Below are 16,680 nucleotides of genomic sequence, written 5' to 3'. Positions count from 1 at the left end.
AAACCAAGCGTATTGTAAACAGTTCCTTGCTGTTGGTTCTGGACTTTAAAATTGTCAGAGGGAAAGAGCTATTAAAATAAATATTTCTATAGAAACGAGCTAAACTATCTTGAAAATATACAAGCATTAGTTTAGCTCTTCATTACATCAACATATTTGGTCACTGTTTATTCTTTAAATCGTGATGATGTAGATGTTTCTTTATGTGCTTGCACTTTTCAATGAAATTCTTATATAATATAGAGTAAGGTTTATTTTTTTATACTTTAAGGAGGATAAATTTTTTTATGTCGATTGAAGTAGGCAGCAAGTTACAAGGTAAGGTAACAGGTATCACTCATTTTGGAGCTTTTGTGGAATTGCCAGCAGGCTCTACAGGTCTTGTTCATATTAGTGAGGTCGCAGACAACTATGTGAAAGATATTAATGAGCATTTAAAAGTTGGCGATGAGGTTTTAGTGAAAGTGTTAAATGTTGAGAAAGACGGTAAAATCGGATTGTCCATCCGTAAAGCTAAGGAACAACCGCCTTCTCAGTCTAATTCTAACCACCGTCCGCGTAATAACAGAGCGAATGATGTACGTCAAAAAGAAAGCTTTGAGCAAAAAATGAATCGGTTCTTGAAGGACAGTGAGGACCGCTTATCATCTTTAAAACGTCATACTGAATCAAAGCGTGGAGGACGAGGTGCAAGAAGAGGCTAACTTGCTGTCTGTGATATAAATGCGAAATGTAGCTGCTAACGAAAAGTAGCTACATTTTTTATTGACAGGTTTCGCAACTAATTGTAAGATAGATATTGTGTTTTTTTAAAACAAGGCGGCGTAGCTCAGCTGGCTAGAGCGTACGGTTCATACCCGTGAGGTCGTGGGTTCGATCCCCTCCGCCGCTATAACGAAAAGTGAAAGCGACTGGATTAGCATATCAAGGCCGTAGACACTAAAACGCCAAAAAGCGTAAGTTATTTGCAAATCGCAAACGACTTACGCTTTTTTTCGTCCGAATTAGTCGAACGTTTTATAGCTTTTCCTCCATCAAACTGACAAAATTTTAAAACTACCATATGTATAATGAGAGACAATTATATTTAGTAGGGAGTGCTAATATATATGGAAAAGGGAGATCAAAGCGTCATCGAACCAGTTCGTAGTGTAGTTTTACCAAACGCCAAAATTGATATCTCAGGTGGATACCGTAGAACAATGCAAAAACTTGAGAATATCTTTATTGACAAGGGCATCGCCTTGCTTATTATTGCTGTTCTATTAGGAAGAGCATTAATTCTATCTGAACTTTCACCATTTGCTCTACCATTCTTCGCAGTTGTCTACATGTTAAAAAGGAATAAGGCACCAATTGTCCTATTTGGCCTCTTAGCAGGTTCGCTTACGTTATCAATAGGAAATGCTGTCTTTACCTTTGCTCTTTCTATACTATTTATGATTAGTTTTAAAGTTTTAGAACGGGTTTTCACCAATATTATCAAAACTTCCCCTTATATTGTCGTAGGTATTGCCTTTGTTGCAAAATGTGGTTATGTATTTATGGAAAATGGACAAACATTCACACGCTATGATGCTATCATGGCTGCGGTAGAGGCTAGTTTTTCTTTCGTATTAGTATTTATATTCATGCAAAGTATTCCATTCCTTTCTAAACAGAAGAGAAAGCGAACATTAAAGACGGAAGAAGTTATCAGTCTCATAATTATGCTCGCATCTGTTATGACTGGAACGATAGGTTGGCACATATATGACTTATCAGTTGAACATATTTTCTCTCGTTATCTCGTAATTTTGTTTGCATTTATTGCGGGAGCAACAGTTGGATCGACCGTTGGAGTAGTTACTGGACTAATATTTAGCTTGGCAAATGTGGGTAGTCTCTTTCAAATTAGTTTACTCGCTTTTTCCGGATTATTAGGAGGTCTATTAAAAGAAGGAAAGCGTGCTGGCACCGCAATAGGATTATTAGTTGCTACAATACTAATTGGTATGTACGGAGATGCCAATACCCCATTAATGAAAACGGTTTACGAGTCGTGCGTTGCAATTATGCTGCTCTTTTTAACACCAAGGGGGTTAATTGAGCGCATTGCACGATTCATACCTGGTACACAGGAACATATCCAAGATCAACAAATGTATGCAAGAAAAATAAGAGATTTGACTGTTCGACGTGTGGAGGAATTTTCTTCTGTATTTCAAGCATTATCCAATAGTTTTTCTCAATCAGAAAAATTAAGTGCGGATAAAGATGAAGATAAAGAGTTTGATCTATTTTTAAGTAATGTAACAGAACGAACATGCCAAGCTTGTTACCGGAAAAACCAATGCTGGAGTACCGCTAACTTTGATAGAACCTATGAATTAATGAAAAATGTCAAGAATGAGATGGACCAAAATACTGGAATGATTCCACATTCATTAAACCGTAACTTGCGGAAGCATTGTAATAAGGATAAGCAAGTCCGTGATGCTATCCATCAAGAACTGAATGTGTTACAGATGAACCAACAATTGAAAGTACAAGTTCAAGAAAGTCGTAAGCTTGTTGCGGAGCAATTATTAGGAGTATCGGAGGTAATGGGAGATTTTGCGAGAGAGATTCAAAGGGAACAAGAAAATCATTATCGACAAGAGGAGATGATGCTAGACGCACTGCAAGACTTTGGTGTTGAAATTGAACAAGTAGAAATCTTTAGCATCGAACCAGGCAATGTGGATATAGATATTACACTACCTAGCCATAGTATGGCAGGAGAAAGCGAGAAGATTATTGCTCCAATTATATCGGACATATTAAATGAAACTATTATCGTTCAAAGTGAGGAAGCTGGTGATTTTGATACGGGATATAAATATGCAACTCTACGATCAGCCAAAACTTATGTAGTCGAAACGGGTATTGCACATGCTGCAAAAGATGGAGGATTTCTATCAGGTGATAGTTACTCCACGATGGATTTAGGACCAGGCAAATTTGCAATTGCGATTAGTGATGGAATGGGAAATGGAGAGCGGGCTCATCATGAGTCTAGTGAAACACTAAAACTATTACAAAAAATCTTAAAATCTGGAATAGAGGAAAAGGTGGCGATTAAGTCCGTTAACTCTGTACTGTCCTTACGCTCGACGGATGAAATATTCTCAACACTTGATTTGGCGATGATAGATTTACAAGATGCAACGACTAAATTTTTGAAAATTGGGTCAACTCCAAGTTTTATAAAAAGGGGGAATAAGATAATAGAGATTGAGTCTAGTAATCTTCCAATGGGAATATTACAGGATTTTGATGTCGATGTTGTATCAGAGCAGTTACGTGCTGGAGATTTACTGATTATGATGAGTGATGGAATATTCGAAGGTCCGAAGAATGTTGAAAACTATGAATTATGGATGAAACGAAAATTAAGAGAGATAGAAACGAATGTACCACAAGAAATAGCTGATCTTATTATGGAAGAGGTGATACGCACAAGATCCGGTCATATTGTTGATGATATGACGATTGCGGTAGTGAAAGTAAAACATAATACGCCAAAGTGGTCACCAATACCAATAAAAAGTAAAAGTATGAAAATATCATAATGAAGTATAAAAAAGAGCTAGGAAGGAGAGGATGGTAGCTAAATTGTGAATCTGGAGGGGAGTACATGAAGAAAGGTAATTTAAAACAAATTTTACTGATTACGGATGGTTGTTCAAACCAAGGTGAAGATCCAGTAGCAATGGCTGCCTTAGCTCAGGAAAAAGGAATTACGGTAAATGTTATTGGTGTAATGGAAAATGATACGATTGATGAGAAAGGTTTACAGGAGATTGAAGGTATTGCTTCATCAGGCGGTGGAATTAGCCAGGTAGTATATGCAACGCAATTGTCGCAAACGGTACAAATGGTTACTAGGAAGGCGATGACTCAAACATTACAAGGTGTAGTAAATAAAGAATTAAGGCAAATCCTCGGTAAAGAGGTGGATATGGAAGAATTACCACCTGATCAACGTGGAGAAGTAATGGAGGTGGTGGACGAACTAGGAGAAACAGCAGATGTTGAAGTTTTGGTATTGATTGATACGAGTGCGAGTATGAAGACAAAACTTCCTACTGTAAAAGAAGCACTGCTGGATTTATCTCTTAGTTTAAACGCACGAACGGGCAATAATCGCTTTTCTGTGTTTGTATTTCCCGGGAAAAAGAAGGAAGTAGAGAAACTACTTGATTGGACACCTAACATGGAGTTGCTATCTAGTATTTTTCCAAAACTTGCAGTTGGAGGGATAACTCCGACAGGTCCTGCATTACGTGTGGCAATGAGTCACTTTAAGGCAAAGCGTTCATTGAAAGGGTTGTTATCTGGTGATGATGAACAATACCTCGAAGAGTCCATGTAAATTCAATCCGGGAACAATTATAAACGGAAAATGGCATAAACACCGCTATCAGCTTGTGAAAGAGTTAGGTGCTGGTGCAAATGGGGTAGTATACCTTGTAAAAGGTAGTTTTGGGTATTCTGCGTTGAAGATGAGTACAGATAGTATGTCCATCACATCAGAGGTTAATGTCCTGAAAGCATTTGAGAAGGTCCAGGGATCTACCCTCGGACCTTCTTTATTTGATGTAGATGATTGGCATACAAAGAATGGAACAATTCATTTTTATGTAATGGAATACATTCATGGTCCAGATTTGCTCTCTTTCATTTCTAGTAAAGGGAAGTCTTGGGCGGGTATTATGATTGTGCAATTACTGGATATACTAGAGAATTTGCATAAGCAAGGTTGGGTTTTTGGTGATTTAAAACCGGAAAATTTAATAGTTTCAGGTCCACCAGCGAAGATTCGCTGTATAGATGTAGGGGGCACGACGAAAAGCAATAGGGCTATTAAGGAGTTTACCGAATTCTTTGATCGTGGCTATTGGGGACTTGGTACAAGGAAGGCGGAACCAAGTTATGATCTATTTTCAACAGCGATGTTATTGGTGAATTTATATTATCCAAAACGCTTTTCGAAAAATACAGATGGGAAAAAGCAATTAATGGATGTTGTACAGAGCGACAAGGGATTGGTAAGGTATGAACCGGTTTTAAAAAGAGCATTTCTTAATCAATATAGCTCTGCACAGGAGATGAAAAAGGATATGCTTCAACTTTTATCTGCTAGTGATTCACAACCTAAGTCAAATGCGGTTCGATATAAATCACGTCAGGTTAAAAAGCAGAAAAAGAAGAATCCTATATTTGAAACTGTCTCCATCTTAATTCTTACAATTGTTTTGTATGCCTTATATATTTATGGGTATATTTTATGATACTTTACACTACTAATTTAGGTTAGATGAATGGTAACATATATAAAAGGAGGGCTACGTTTTAACATAGCCCTTACATAGTATAATTCTATGGATAAAGGGAATGTTAGCATGTTAGATTTTGAGATTAAAACGGAGCAGTTTATAGAAGAACACTCACTTCTTCAAGAAGGGGATAGAATACTTGCTGCAGTATCAGGGGGGCCAGATTCCCTTGCAATGGTAGACTTTTTATATAACAGACAGAAGCGTTATGGTATTAAGATTGTCGTTGCACATGTTGACCATATGTTACGAGGAGAGGAGTCATTACAGGATCTTTACTTTGTTCGTGATTATTGTGAATCAAGGGGAATAAGTTTCCATGGCGTATCCATCAACATAAAAGAGAAAATGATACTGGAACAAAGAGGTATGCAAGAAACAGCAAGAAAATATCGATATCAATACTTTGAAAAGATTATGGAGGAATATCACTTAAATAAACTCATAGTTGCACAGCATGGGGATGATCAAATAGAAACCATTCTCATGAGACTAGTGAGAGGTAGTGGTGGTATAACACGTGCAGGAATTCAAGTCCGTAGGCCATTCTCAAATAATAAAGAAATAATTCGCCCGCTTTTAGCAGTTTCAAAATCGGAAATTGAAGAATATTGTTCCTACTATGAGTTAAATCCTAGGCGTGATTTGAGTAATGAGAAAAAGGATTATACAAGGAATCGATTCCGTTTGGAAATCCTCCCTTATATAAAGAAGGAAAATCCCCGAGTAATAGAACATTTTCAACGATTTAGTGAACATATAACAGAAGATGAAACTTATCTTCTACAACTAGCCGTACAGGAATATAATAATGTATGTAAAGTAAAGGGAGAGGACAAAATTATAATTGATATTCCTGCATTTTTAAAAGTGGCTAATCCTTTACAAAGAAGGGTGATTCATCTAATATTAAACTATCTTTACCAGCATAATTTAGAAGAAATAACAGCTCATCATATTAATCTGCTCATACAGTTATTGAAGGGTGATAATCCTTCCGGTAAATTGAACTTCCCAAAAGGTTTAAAGGTGCTTCGTTCTTATCATACTTGCCAAATTTCCTTTAATGATATTAAAACTGCAGAGCCGTATCGTTTTGAAATAGTAGTAGGCGATAAGGTTGTTCTCCCTAATGGATACATAATAGGAATAGAACCTTTAAATAGTAAAAGGAATATTACGGCAGAGGATGCACTGATCCTTCCTGCGAAGGAAGTGCAATTGCCACTAATCGTTCGAACAAGGCGGCCTGGGGATAGGTTAAAAGGGATGAATGGTACAAAAAAGGTAAAAGATATATTTATTGATATGAAAATACCTTTGAATGAAAGAGCAGTATGGCCAATTATTACCGACTATACCGGCAAACTCCTCTGGATCCCCGGATTGAAAAAAGCCTTTTTTGAAACAGCGGTTGATCATAAACAAGAATATTATCAAATACAGTACAGTAAGCAAACATTCCTAGGGGGCAACAAAGTAAATGAAACATGATATTAAAGAAGTGTTAATCACAGAAGAACAATTAAATGCCAAAATGTATGAATTGGGAAAGCAACTTACGGACGACTATGATGGCCGTTTTCCACTAGTTGTTGGAGTTTTAAAAGGTGCTACTCCATTTATGACAGATTTATTAAAACGTGTGGATACATATTTAGAAATGGATTTTATGGATGTATCAAGTTATGGGAAGTCTACTGTTTCTTCTGGGGAAGTAAAGATATTAAAGGATTTAAATACACCTGTTGAAGGAAGAGACGTACTTATCATAGAAGATATTATCGATAGCGGCTTAACATTAAGCTACTTAGTCGAGCTATTCCATTACAGAAAAGCAAAGAGTGTTAAAATCGTAACGCTACTGGACAAGCCGACGGGAAGACAAGCAAATATTGAAGCAGATTATGTTGGTTTTGAAGTACCTGATGCATTTGTTGTCGGATATGGACTTGATTATGCAGAAAAATACCGAAATCTCCCTTACATTGGGATATTAAAGCCAGAAGTATATGGCAATACTAGTGAGGAATAAAATATATTGATTATGAAGTTGAATGGTTGTAAAGCTAGAAATTTATATGATACCATTGTATATAGTTTTTTTACCGTGGGAGGAGGTAAGGGATGAATCGGATCTTTAGAAATACCATATTCTATTTACTAATATTTTTAGTTCTGATTGGTATATTAAGTTGGTTTAAAAATGGGAATGAAACAACAGAAAATATAACCTACAATCAATTTGTTACACATTTAGAAAGTGGCAATGTAGCGAAATACTCCATGCAGCCTGAAAGAGGCGTTTATGAAATTAAGGGGCAGCTTAAAGGTGCTGAGGAAGGCAAGTATTTCCTTACATATGTAATGAATAGTCCAGCAATGCTTGACCGAATTGATGCTGCTTCAGCAGATTTGGATGTATTACCAGCTAAAGAAACAAGTGGCTGGGTATCATTCTTTACTATGATAATTCCATTTGTCATTATCTTTATTTTGTTCTTCTTCTTGTTGAATCAGGCACAAGGTGGCGGAAGCCGAGTAATGAACTTTGGGAAGAGCAAAGCGAAAATGTATACCGAGGATAAGAAAAAAGTACGTTTTAAAGACGTTGCTGGGGCTGATGAAGAAAAACAAGAACTTGTTGAAGTTGTTGAATTCTTAAAAGACCCTCGAAAATTCTCGGAACTAGGTGCAAGGATTCCGAAAGGTATTTTACTAGTAGGACCTCCTGGTACAGGTAAAACCCTTTTAGCACGTGCAGTAGCTGGTGAAGCGGGAGTTCCGTTCTTCTCCATTAGTGGTTCTGACTTCGTAGAAATGTTCGTCGGTGTCGGTGCTTCACGTGTTCGTGATTTATTTGAAAATGCTAAGAAAAATGCACCATGTATTATTTTTATAGATGAGATTGATGCAGTAGGACGTCAGCGTGGAGCAGGACTAGGTGGCGGCCATGATGAACGTGAACAAACTCTTAACCAATTACTAGTTGAAATGGACGGTTTTGGTGAAAATGAAGGTATTATTATTGTAGCAGCGACGAACAGACCGGATATTTTAGACCCAGCTTTATTACGTCCTGGTCGTTTTGACAGACAAATTACAGTTGATCGTCCAGACTTAAATGGTCGTGAAGCTGTACTACGTGTCCATGCTCGTAATAAACCGTTAGATGAAACGGTTGATTTAAAATCAATCGCAATGAGAACACCTGGATTCTCTGGTGCTGATCTCGAAAACCTCCTTAATGAAGCAGCTCTTGTTGCTGCAAGGCGTAATAAGAAGAAGATTGATATGCTAGATGTGGATGAAGCAACAGACCGGGTGATTGCAGGTCCATCCAAGAAGAGCAGAGTTATATCGAAGAAAGAACGACAAATTGTTGCATACCATGAGAGTGGTCACACAATTATTGGTCTTGTACTAGATGAAGCTGAAATGGTCCATAAGGTGACGATAGTTCCTCGTGGTCAAGCTGGCGGTTATGCCGTAATGCTTCCAAAAGAAGATCGCTTCTTGCAAACAAAACCGGAACTACTTGATAAGATAACAGGTTTACTAGGTGGTCGTGTTGCAGAAGAGGTTATGTTTAATGAAGCATCTACAGGAGCACATAATGACTTCCAACGTGCGACAGGTATCGCTCGTAGAATGGTAACTGAGTTTGGGATGAGTGAAAAGTTAGGTCCATTACAATTTGGTCAATCCCAAGGTGGGCAAGTGTTCTTAGGGCGTGATTTGCATAATGAACAGAACTACTCAGACGCAATTGCATATGAAATTGATTTAGAAATCCAACGTATCATTAAAGATTGTTACGATCGTGCGGAGAAAATCATTAGAGATAACCGAGATAAATTCGAACTTATTGCTCGTACATTATTGGAAGTTGAAACATTGGATGCAGAACAAATCCGTAGCCTGTACGAAGAAGGTAAACTTCCAGATCGCCCTACTCCTGAAGTAAATGTGAATGATAATAAGGTCGATACTGACTTTGAGGTAACGGAGACAATTAAAGATGATAATCTAAATGTTACAGGAAGACCGGAGAAATTAGGACCGTCTATCCCGTCCGAAACTCCTGATAATCTTGATAACGAGGATAAGAAAGAATAAAAAATATTAGAAGAAGGCATCTAAATAGATGTCTTCTTTTTTTGATTACAGTTCATCGGGAGTGGAGTAAGTGTAAATTATAGACTTCAAAGTGAAATATGGTATGATGTTTGAAGTAAAAAAGTCTTCCGTAAAAGTGGTGAAAGAAATGATTTTTGTTTTTGATGTAGGAAATACAAACATAGTACTAGGTGTTTATCAACGCGATAAATTAAAATATCATTGGCGCATCCAAACGAGTAAACATAAAACAGAGGATGAAATGGGGATGCTAATCAAAAATTTGTTTGATCATGTCGGTCTTCGTTTTGAGGATATTAAAGGAATTATTATATCTTCTGTAGTACCACCAATCATGTTTACTTTAGAGAGAATGTGCAATAAATATTTTCGAATAAAACCTTTAGTTGTTGGACCTGGTATAAAGACTGGATTAAATATTAAATATGAAAACCCTCGTGAAGTAGGAGCAGACCGTATCGTTAACGCGGTGGCTGGGATTCATGAGTATGGTAACCCATTAATTATTGTAGATTTTGGAACAGCTACAACATTTTGCTATATAAATGAAAAAAGTGAATATATGGGTGGTGTAATAGCACCTGGTATTGGTATTTCAACGGAAGCACTATATTCTAGAGCAGCAAAACTTCCGCGCATTGAAATAACGCATGTAGATGATATTATCGGGAAAAATACCGTGGCTGCGATGCAAGCTGGCATTTTATACGGGTTTGTTGGGCAAGTAGAGGGTATTGTAAAACGTATTATGGAGAAAAGTAAACAGAAACCTACTGTTATTGCAACAGGTGGTCTTGCCAATTTAATTGCAAAAGAAACAAGGCTAATAGATATTGTAGATGAAGAGTTAACGCTTAAAGGATTACAACTAATTTATAAAAGAAATATAGTCTAGTGAAAGGTGGAGTTGGAAATGGGTGATTATTTAGTAAAAGCACTTGCATATAATGGCCAAATTCGTGCATATGCTGCGACAACAACAGAGACAGTAGGAGAAGCTCAACGTCTTCACTACACATGGCCAACTGCTTCAGCAGCGCTTGGTCGTGCGATGACTGCTGGTGTCATGATGGGAGCAATGCAAAAAGGGGAAGATAAAATTACGATAAAAGTTGAAGGTGGCGGACCTATCGGAATTATCCTAGTGGACTCTGATGCGAAAGGAAATGTCCGTGGATATGTAACGAATCCCCAAACCCATTTTGATTTGAATGAACATGGTAAGCTTGATGTAAGACGTGCAGTAGGAACAGATGGAACATTATCTGTTGTGAAGGATGTCGGGCTAAGAGAACATTTTTCTGGTCAGGTACCACTTATTTCTGGTGAATTAGGTGAAGACTTCACGTATTACTTTGCAAACTCAGAACAAACTCCATCATCGGTAGGATTGGGAGTGCTAGTTAACCCAGACAATACAATATTGGCAGCTGGAGGTTTTATCATCCAGCTAATGCCAGGTGCTAGTGATGAAGTGATTTCAGAAATAGAAAAAAGCATTCAATCTTCACCCCCTGTCTCAAAATTAATCAACGATGGGTTATCTCCAGAGGAAATGCTACAACAGTATCTTGGAACAGATAATGTAAGAATATTAGATACACTGCCTGTACAATTTCGTTGTACTTGTTCAAAAGAACGTTTTGCAAATGCCATCATTAGTTTAGGGAAGCAGGAAATCCAAGAGATGATTGACGAAGATGGCAAAGCAGATGCACAATGTCACTTCTGTAATCGCAGCTACCACTATACAAAAGAGGAGCTTGAAGAACTAAAAGGGGAAGCTACTCAATAATATAAGGCGGATGACATCCGTCTTATTTTTGTTATAATAAGTGAAAAACAAAAAAAGATTACGCTTTCATAATTGACATATTGGCGTTAGAGTGTTATTTTTAAATAAACCAATTACATTACTCGGAATTAGGGGTGGAATAATGGCAAAGTTAGTTAATTCAATTACAGACTTAATCGGTAGTACTCCAGTAGTAAAATTAAATCGACTAGTAAATGAAAATAGTGCAGATGTATATGTAAAACTTGAATATATGAATCCTGGTAGCAGTGTTAAAGACAGAATTGCTTTAGCGATGATTGAAGCAGCTGAAAAAGCTGGAAAATTAAAAGAGGGCGATACGATTATCGAGCCTACTAGTGGTAATACAGGAATAGGTCTTGCGATGGTATCAGCTGCAAAAGGATATCGCGCGGTTCTTGTTATGCCAGATACGATGAGCCTTGAGCGTAGAAATCTTTTACGTGCTTATGGAGCAGAATTAATTCTTACACCTGGTGCCGAGGGAATGAACGGTGCTATCAAGAAAGCTAATGAGTTAGCAAGTGAACATGGTTATTTTGTGCCACAACAATTTGAGAACGAAGCAAACCCTGAAATTCATAGCCTTACAACAGGTAGAGAAATCGTGGAACAAATGGGTGATCAATTAGATGCATTCGTTTCTGGAATTGGAACAGGTGGTACAATAACTGGTGCAGGAAAAGTTTTGAGAGAAAACTATCCTGATATAAAGATTTTTGCAGTAGAGCCTGAAGACTCCCCAGTATTGTCTGGTGGAAAACCAGGTCCACACAAATTACAAGGAATCGGTGCGGGATTTGTTCCGAAAGTTTTAAATACAGAAGTCTATGATGAAGTAATTACCATAAAAAATGAAGAAGCGTTCGAAACATCTCGTCGTTCTGCTAAAGAAGAAGGCGTATTAGGCGGAATATCTGCTGGTGCAGCAATTGCGGCTGCGTTAAAGGTAGCAGAAAGGCTTGGAAAAGGGAAGCGTGTCCTTGCGATACTCCCTGATAATGGTGAGCGTTATTTAAGTACAGCATTATATAACTTTGAAAAATAAGATGACAGGAAGCAAGTCCAAATATGGGCTTGCTTTTTTATTTTCATAACGATATGAAAAAAGGTAGACTATATAAATAGAAATGTAAATGAAAGGGAAAGGTGTAACCATGAATTCTGTTATGAAATGTGGGAAGTTTGAAATAGATTTTTCTAAAAAAACCTTAATTATGGGGATTTTAAATGTGACACCAGATTCGTTTTCCGATGGTGGTCATTTTAATGAGTCTGATAAGGCTGTTAATCGCGCAAAGCAAATGATTATTGATGGAGCGGATATTATAGATATTGGTGGGGAATCAACAAGACCTGGTCATGAACCGGTAAATAGTAGTGAAGAAATATCTCGTGTTGTACCAGTAATCGAGAAAGTTTCGGCTTTAAGTCAGACCGTACCGATATCTATTGATACTTTTAAAGCAAACACTGCAGAGGCAGCCGTGAAAGCTGGTGCTACAATTATCAATGATATATGGGGTGCGAAGAAAGACCCGGAAATCGCTGCAGTTGCGAAAGAATATAATGTGCCGATTATTTTGATGCATAATAGAGAAGAAAGAAATTACCAATCTTTTATCCGAGATGTCCTTCAAGATATATATGAAAGTATTGCCATTGCCAAGAAGGCTGGTGTAGCGGACGATCAAATTATTTTAGACCCAGGCATTGGATTTGCAAAAGATTATGAGGAAAATATTGAAATGATGAAGAATCTAGACAAACTAGTAGCACTCGGGTTTCCTGTGTTGCTAGCAACCTCAAGAAAACGAATGATTGGAACAGCTCTTGATCTACCTGTAAATGAAAGAATGGAAGGTACTGGAGCTACTGTTTGTTTCGGTATTCAAAAAGGGTGTCATATGGTTCGTGTACACGATGTGAAAGAAATGAGTAGAATGGCAAAAATGATGGACGTGTTAATCGGAAAGGAACATACAAATGGATAAGATTTACTTAAATGAAATGGAATTTTACGGCTATCATGGTGTGTTACAAGAGGAAACGAAGCTTGGTCAACGATTTCGTGTTAATATCGTAGCGGAATTAGATTTCCAAGAAGCCGGTAAAACAGATAATCTTGAAAAAACTGTAAGCTATGCTGAAATATATGAAGTTTGTAAAAAGATAGTAGAAGGTAAACCATACAAACTTATAGAAGCGGTAGCAGAGAAAATTGCAGAAGAGGTATTAACTACCTTTACATTAATTGAACGTTTAACAGTAAAGGTAGTAAAACCTGATCCACCAATTCCAGGGCATTACCGCTCTGTAGCAGTTGAAATTACAAGGGGACGAAGTAATGGATAATTTTGCTTTCATATCATTAGGTTCTAATATGGGGGATAGGGAATCATTCTTAAAGAAGGCCATTGATTCCTTGGGAAATAATGAAAATATCATTATTGAGAAACTTTCTTCTATATATGAAACGGATCCTATTGGCTATACAGATCAAGATTGCTTTTTAAATATGGTAGTACAGATTAAGACAGGTTTATCTCCTATAGAGTTATTGCGTGTGTGTTTGAATATCGAAGAAGAGATAGGAAGAGTAAGGGGATTTAGATGGGGACCAAGGGTAATAGACCTTGACATTTTATTGTATAATGATGAAAATATTGAGATGGAGAGTTTGCAAGTGCCGCATCCACGACTACAGGAACGTGCGTTTGTAATAGTTCCACTTCTAGAAATTAATAGGAGCATTAAGCTCCCAACAACAAATGCCCCTTTGGCTGAAGTTCTAGACGAAATACCTGATAAAGAAGGAGTTCGGTTATGGAAACAGATAAATGGGGAAGACGCATACGCGCTTTTCGAAAGTTAAAAGGGTTCACGCAAGAAGGTCTTGCGAAGGATATTGGAATATCAGTATCGGTTTTGGGCGAGATAGAGCGAGGAACGAGGTTGCCTTCAGAGAGGATTCTTCGTGATGTTGCAAACAGCCTTGGGATAAGTAAGGAAGAACTTACTCCTGATAGTAAAGAAACGCCTTAATAAGGGTATTATATTATTAAATTTAGGCAATATTGAAATGCAAAACACCCTTATTGATCGTCAGAAATCATGTCTACTACGGGCATGAAATAACAAGTTGTGTTAATACGAGAGAATAGCGAGTAAACAGTGAACTTTGCACAAAGTTGTGTGAGTTACATATTATCTTTGTTGTTGAAATGCAGAAGTAAAGCAAATGCAGAGGGGTATACCCGTGATTACTACTGTCAGTCTCAGCTGGCAGTTTTTTTAGTAATAAACCTTTATGATAATTTTTACATGTTCCACATATCTAACTTAAGTTATCTTACACTTTTCCTAAATGGTAATTATTGTGTACAATGGTGGATAGGTCAGGTGGTATTTATATAGATTGGAGTGTTTTTCATGAATCACGAAGAGTTAAATGATCAATTACAAGTTAGACGCGAAAAAATGTCTTCCTTACGTAGCGGCGGTATTGACCCATTTGGTAAACGATTTGAGCGCACGGATAATACAAGTGGGATTAAAGAGAAATATGAGCAACAATCGAAAGAAGAGCTCTCAGAAGCAAATGTTACTGTTACATTAGCTGGTCGTGTAATGACGAAGCGTGGAAAAGGGAAAGCTGGCTTTGCTCATATTCAAGATCTTCATGGACAGATTCAAATATATGTAAGACAAGATGCTGTGGGCGAAGAGCAGTATGAACTATTTAATAATGTTGATCTTGGGGATCTAGTAGGAATTACTGGTACTATATTTAAAACAAAAGTAGGAGAACTTTCTGTTAAAGCGCATGAATTAACGTTGTTAACGAAAGCTCTACGCCCTTTACCAGATAAATTCCATGGCCTAAAAGATATTGAACAACGTTACCGTCAACGATATCTTGATTTAATTACTAATGAAGATAGTAAATCAACATTTATTTCTCGTAGTTTAATTATTCAAGAAATCAGAAGTTACTTAAATAAAGCAGGCTTCTTGGAAGTCGAAACACCAATGTTGCATTCCATTGCTGGTGGAGCTGCTGCAAGACCATTTGAAACTCATCATAATGCTTTGGATATGCAATTATATATGAGGATTGCAATTGAGTTGCATTTAAAAAGATTAATTGTTGGTGGTCTTGAAAAAGTATATGAGATTGGGCGAGTCTTCCGTAATGAAGGAGTATCAACGAGACATAACCCTGAATTTACCATGATCGAATTATATGAGGCTTACGCAGACTATAATGATATTATGGAACTTACAGAAAATCTTATTGCCCATGTAGCTAAAGAAGTTATTGGTTCTACAACTATCCCTTATGGAGAGCATGAGGTAAATCTAGAGCCGAAATGGACAAGACTACACATGGTTGACGCAGTAAAAGAGTATACAGGTGTAGATTTTTGGAATCAAATGACCGATGAGGAAGCAAGAAAGCTTGCGAAGGAACATAATATTGAAATTACTGAACATATGACGTATGGCCATATTGTAAATGAATTCTTTGAACAAAGAGTAGAAGATAAGCTAATTCAACCGACATTCATCTACGGACATCCAGTTGAAATTTCGCCACTTGCGAAGAAAAATGAGGATGACCAAAGATTTACGGATCGCTTTGAGCTCTTTATCGTTGGTCGAGAACATGCGAATGCATTTACAGAACTTAATGACCCTATTGATCAAAGAGAGCGGTTTGAGAGTCAATTACGCGAACGTGAACAAGGGAATGATGAAGCTCATGAAATGGATGAGGATTTCATCGAAGCATTAGAATATGGTATGCCGCCAACAGGTGGACTAGGAATCGGAATTGACCGTCTAGTTATGTTATTAACTAATTCTCCTTCCATACGCGACGTACTACTATTCCCGCTTATGAGACATCGTGATTAATTGAAATTAGCCTCATTCTACTATGAGGCTAATTTTTTTAAAAAAAAGCTCAAAAAAAGTATTGCTAGTTTCTCAAAATGATGGTATATTATTCTTCGTTGTCTTATTAAAGAACAGACAACAACGAAATAAAAAAACAAAAAAACTTGTTGACATTGCCTCTTGGTTTTGTTAATATAGAAAAGTCGCTGTTGGGCGACGAAGAAGTTTGATCTTTGAAAACTGAACGAAACGAAGCGTTAACAATAATTAAGTAAGACCAGCAAGAGCTTTAAGGAACAAAGGCTAAGTTCGCCACGTCCTGTGGCAACGCCTTTGTTAGTGCATCCGTGCACTTCAAAACTTCAATGAGAGTTTGATCCTGGCTCAGGACGAACGCTGGCGGCGTGCCTAATACATGCAAGTCGAGCGGACTTTTTGGGAGCTTGCTCCCGAAAAGTTAGC

Annotated in this window: 15 protein-coding genes, 1 tRNA gene and 1 rRNA gene; all 17 read left to right on the top strand. The window is 37.4% G+C overall.

Annotated elements, in window-relative coordinates:
* Positions 1-287: 287 nt before the first annotated feature.
* A complete protein-coding gene (locus ACFPM4_RS09030) occupies positions 288-704 on the top strand; it encodes a S1 domain-containing RNA-binding protein (RefSeq protein WP_144927592.1) in 417 nt (138 codons plus the stop codon).
* 114 nt (positions 705-818) lie between these two features.
* A tRNA-Met gene (locus ACFPM4_RS09025) sits at positions 819-892 on the top strand.
* A gap of 217 nt (positions 893-1,109) precedes the next feature.
* Complete coding sequence (gene spoIIE / locus ACFPM4_RS09020; RefSeq protein ID WP_144927589.1) at positions 1,110-3,593, top strand: stage II sporulation protein E; 2,484 nt, start codon at positions 1,110-1,112, stop codon at positions 3,591-3,593.
* Positions 3,594-3,658: 65 nt separating this feature from the next.
* On the top strand, positions 3,659-4,396 hold the full coding sequence (locus tag ACFPM4_RS09015; RefSeq protein ID WP_382350448.1) for a vWA domain-containing protein: 738 nt from the start codon (positions 3,659-3,661) through the stop codon (positions 4,394-4,396).
* Positions 4,365-5,315 carry a protein kinase domain-containing protein gene (locus tag ACFPM4_RS09010; protein WP_382350445.1) on the top strand — a complete coding sequence of 317 codons (951 nt, stop codon included), beginning with the start codon at positions 4,365-4,367 and terminating at the stop codon, positions 5,313-5,315. Before ACFPM4_RS09015 ends, ACFPM4_RS09010 begins: the two co-directional genes overlap by 32 nt.
* A gap of 111 nt (positions 5,316-5,426) precedes the next feature.
* Positions 5,427-6,854: a tRNA lysidine(34) synthetase TilS gene (tilS, locus tag ACFPM4_RS09005; RefSeq protein ID WP_382350442.1), complete on the top strand. Its 1,428-nt coding sequence runs from the start codon at positions 5,427-5,429 to the stop codon at positions 6,852-6,854.
* Complete coding sequence (hpt, locus tag ACFPM4_RS09000) at positions 6,844-7,395, top strand: hypoxanthine phosphoribosyltransferase (RefSeq protein WP_144927577.1); 552 nt, start codon at positions 6,844-6,846, stop codon at positions 7,393-7,395. The genes tilS and hpt overlap by 11 nt, the downstream gene beginning before the upstream one ends.
* A 92-nt stretch (positions 7,396-7,487) precedes the next feature.
* On the top strand, positions 7,488-9,479 hold the full coding sequence (ftsH, locus tag ACFPM4_RS08995) for an ATP-dependent zinc metalloprotease FtsH (protein ID WP_382350438.1): 1,992 nt from the start codon (positions 7,488-7,490) through the stop codon (positions 9,477-9,479).
* 148 nt (positions 9,480-9,627) lie between these two features.
* Positions 9,628-10,395 (top strand): type III pantothenate kinase, encoded by a 768-nt coding sequence (locus ACFPM4_RS08990; RefSeq protein WP_382350519.1) that lies wholly within the window; start codon positions 9,628-9,630, stop codon positions 10,393-10,395.
* 18 nt (positions 10,396-10,413) lie between these two features.
* A complete protein-coding gene (gene hslO / locus ACFPM4_RS08985) occupies positions 10,414-11,295 on the top strand; it encodes an Hsp33 family molecular chaperone HslO (protein WP_382350435.1) in 882 nt (293 codons plus the stop codon).
* A 142-nt stretch (positions 11,296-11,437) separates the two neighbouring features.
* Positions 11,438-12,364: a cysteine synthase A gene (gene cysK, locus ACFPM4_RS08980; protein WP_144927568.1), complete on the top strand. Its 927-nt coding sequence runs from the start codon at positions 11,438-11,440 to the stop codon at positions 12,362-12,364.
* A 121-nt stretch (positions 12,365-12,485) separates the two neighbouring features.
* The gene (gene folP / locus ACFPM4_RS08975; RefSeq protein ID WP_382350516.1) at positions 12,486-13,310 is read left to right on the top strand and encodes a dihydropteroate synthase; all 825 of its coding nucleotides are present in this window, start codon (positions 12,486-12,488) and stop codon (positions 13,308-13,310) included.
* Complete coding sequence (gene folB, locus ACFPM4_RS08970; protein ID WP_144929254.1) at positions 13,303-13,671, top strand: dihydroneopterin aldolase; 369 nt, start codon at positions 13,303-13,305, stop codon at positions 13,669-13,671. Before folP ends, folB begins: the two co-directional genes overlap by 8 nt.
* Positions 13,664-14,191, top strand: a complete 528-nt coding sequence (folK, locus tag ACFPM4_RS08965; RefSeq protein WP_382350430.1) for a 2-amino-4-hydroxy-6-hydroxymethyldihydropteridine diphosphokinase — start codon at positions 13,664-13,666, stop codon at positions 14,189-14,191. The genes folB and folK overlap by 8 nt, the downstream gene beginning before the upstream one ends.
* Positions 14,143-14,361 (top strand): helix-turn-helix domain-containing protein, encoded by a 219-nt coding sequence (locus tag ACFPM4_RS08960; RefSeq protein ID WP_382350427.1) that lies wholly within the window; start codon positions 14,143-14,145, stop codon positions 14,359-14,361. The genes folK and ACFPM4_RS08960 overlap by 49 nt, the downstream gene beginning before the upstream one ends.
* Before the next feature lie 387 nt (positions 14,362-14,748).
* Positions 14,749-16,236 carry a lysine--tRNA ligase gene (lysS, locus tag ACFPM4_RS08955; RefSeq protein ID WP_382350424.1) on the top strand — a complete coding sequence of 496 codons (1,488 nt, stop codon included), beginning with the start codon at positions 14,749-14,751 and terminating at the stop codon, positions 16,234-16,236.
* 343 nt (positions 16,237-16,579) lie between these two features.
* Positions 16,580-16,680 (top strand): 16S ribosomal RNA (locus ACFPM4_RS08950); the annotation flags it as partial.

The organism is Lederbergia graminis (genome assembly GCF_042655485.1).
GTDB classification, from domain to species: Bacteria; Bacillota; Bacilli; order Bacillales; family Bacillaceae_C; genus Lederbergia; species Lederbergia graminis.
This window is presented reverse-complemented; position numbering and strand designations above follow the sequence as displayed.

What these genes read in the sequence shown, in the direction of transcription:
- folK (WP_382350430.1), top strand. Translation starts at nt 13,664, where the DNA reads ATGGATAATTTTGCTTTCATATCATTAGGTTCTAATATGGGGGATAGG.
- ACFPM4_RS08990 (WP_382350519.1), top strand. Translation starts at nt 9,628, where the DNA reads ATGATTTTTGTTTTTGATGTAGGAAATACAAACATAGTACTAGGTGTT.
- ftsH (WP_382350438.1), top strand. Translation starts at nt 7,488, where the DNA reads ATGAATCGGATCTTTAGAAATACCATATTCTATTTACTAATATTTTTA.
- ACFPM4_RS08960 (WP_382350427.1), top strand. Translation starts at nt 14,143, where the DNA reads ATGGAAACAGATAAATGGGGAAGACGCATACGCGCTTTTCGAAAGTTA.
- folB (WP_144929254.1), top strand. Translation starts at nt 13,303, where the DNA reads ATGGATAAGATTTACTTAAATGAAATGGAATTTTACGGCTATCATGGT.
- hpt (WP_144927577.1), top strand. Translation starts at nt 6,844, where the DNA reads ATGAAACATGATATTAAAGAAGTGTTAATCACAGAAGAACAATTAAAT.
- cysK (WP_144927568.1), top strand. Translation starts at nt 11,438, where the DNA reads ATGGCAAAGTTAGTTAATTCAATTACAGACTTAATCGGTAGTACTCCA.
- ACFPM4_RS09010 (WP_382350445.1), top strand. Translation starts at nt 4,365, where the DNA reads ATGATGAACAATACCTCGAAGAGTCCATGTAAATTCAATCCGGGAACA.
- ACFPM4_RS09015 (WP_382350448.1), top strand. Translation starts at nt 3,659, where the DNA reads ATGAAGAAAGGTAATTTAAAACAAATTTTACTGATTACGGATGGTTGT.
- folP (WP_382350516.1), top strand. Translation starts at nt 12,486, where the DNA reads ATGAAATGTGGGAAGTTTGAAATAGATTTTTCTAAAAAAACCTTAATT.
- ACFPM4_RS09030 (WP_144927592.1), top strand. Translation starts at nt 288, where the DNA reads ATGTCGATTGAAGTAGGCAGCAAGTTACAAGGTAAGGTAACAGGTATC.
- tilS (WP_382350442.1), top strand. Translation starts at nt 5,427, where the DNA reads ATGTTAGATTTTGAGATTAAAACGGAGCAGTTTATAGAAGAACACTCA.
- lysS (WP_382350424.1), top strand. Translation starts at nt 14,749, where the DNA reads ATGAATCACGAAGAGTTAAATGATCAATTACAAGTTAGACGCGAAAAA.
- hslO (WP_382350435.1), top strand. Translation starts at nt 10,414, where the DNA reads ATGGGTGATTATTTAGTAAAAGCACTTGCATATAATGGCCAAATTCGT.
- spoIIE (WP_144927589.1), top strand. Translation starts at nt 1,110, where the DNA reads ATGGAAAAGGGAGATCAAAGCGTCATCGAACCAGTTCGTAGTGTAGTT.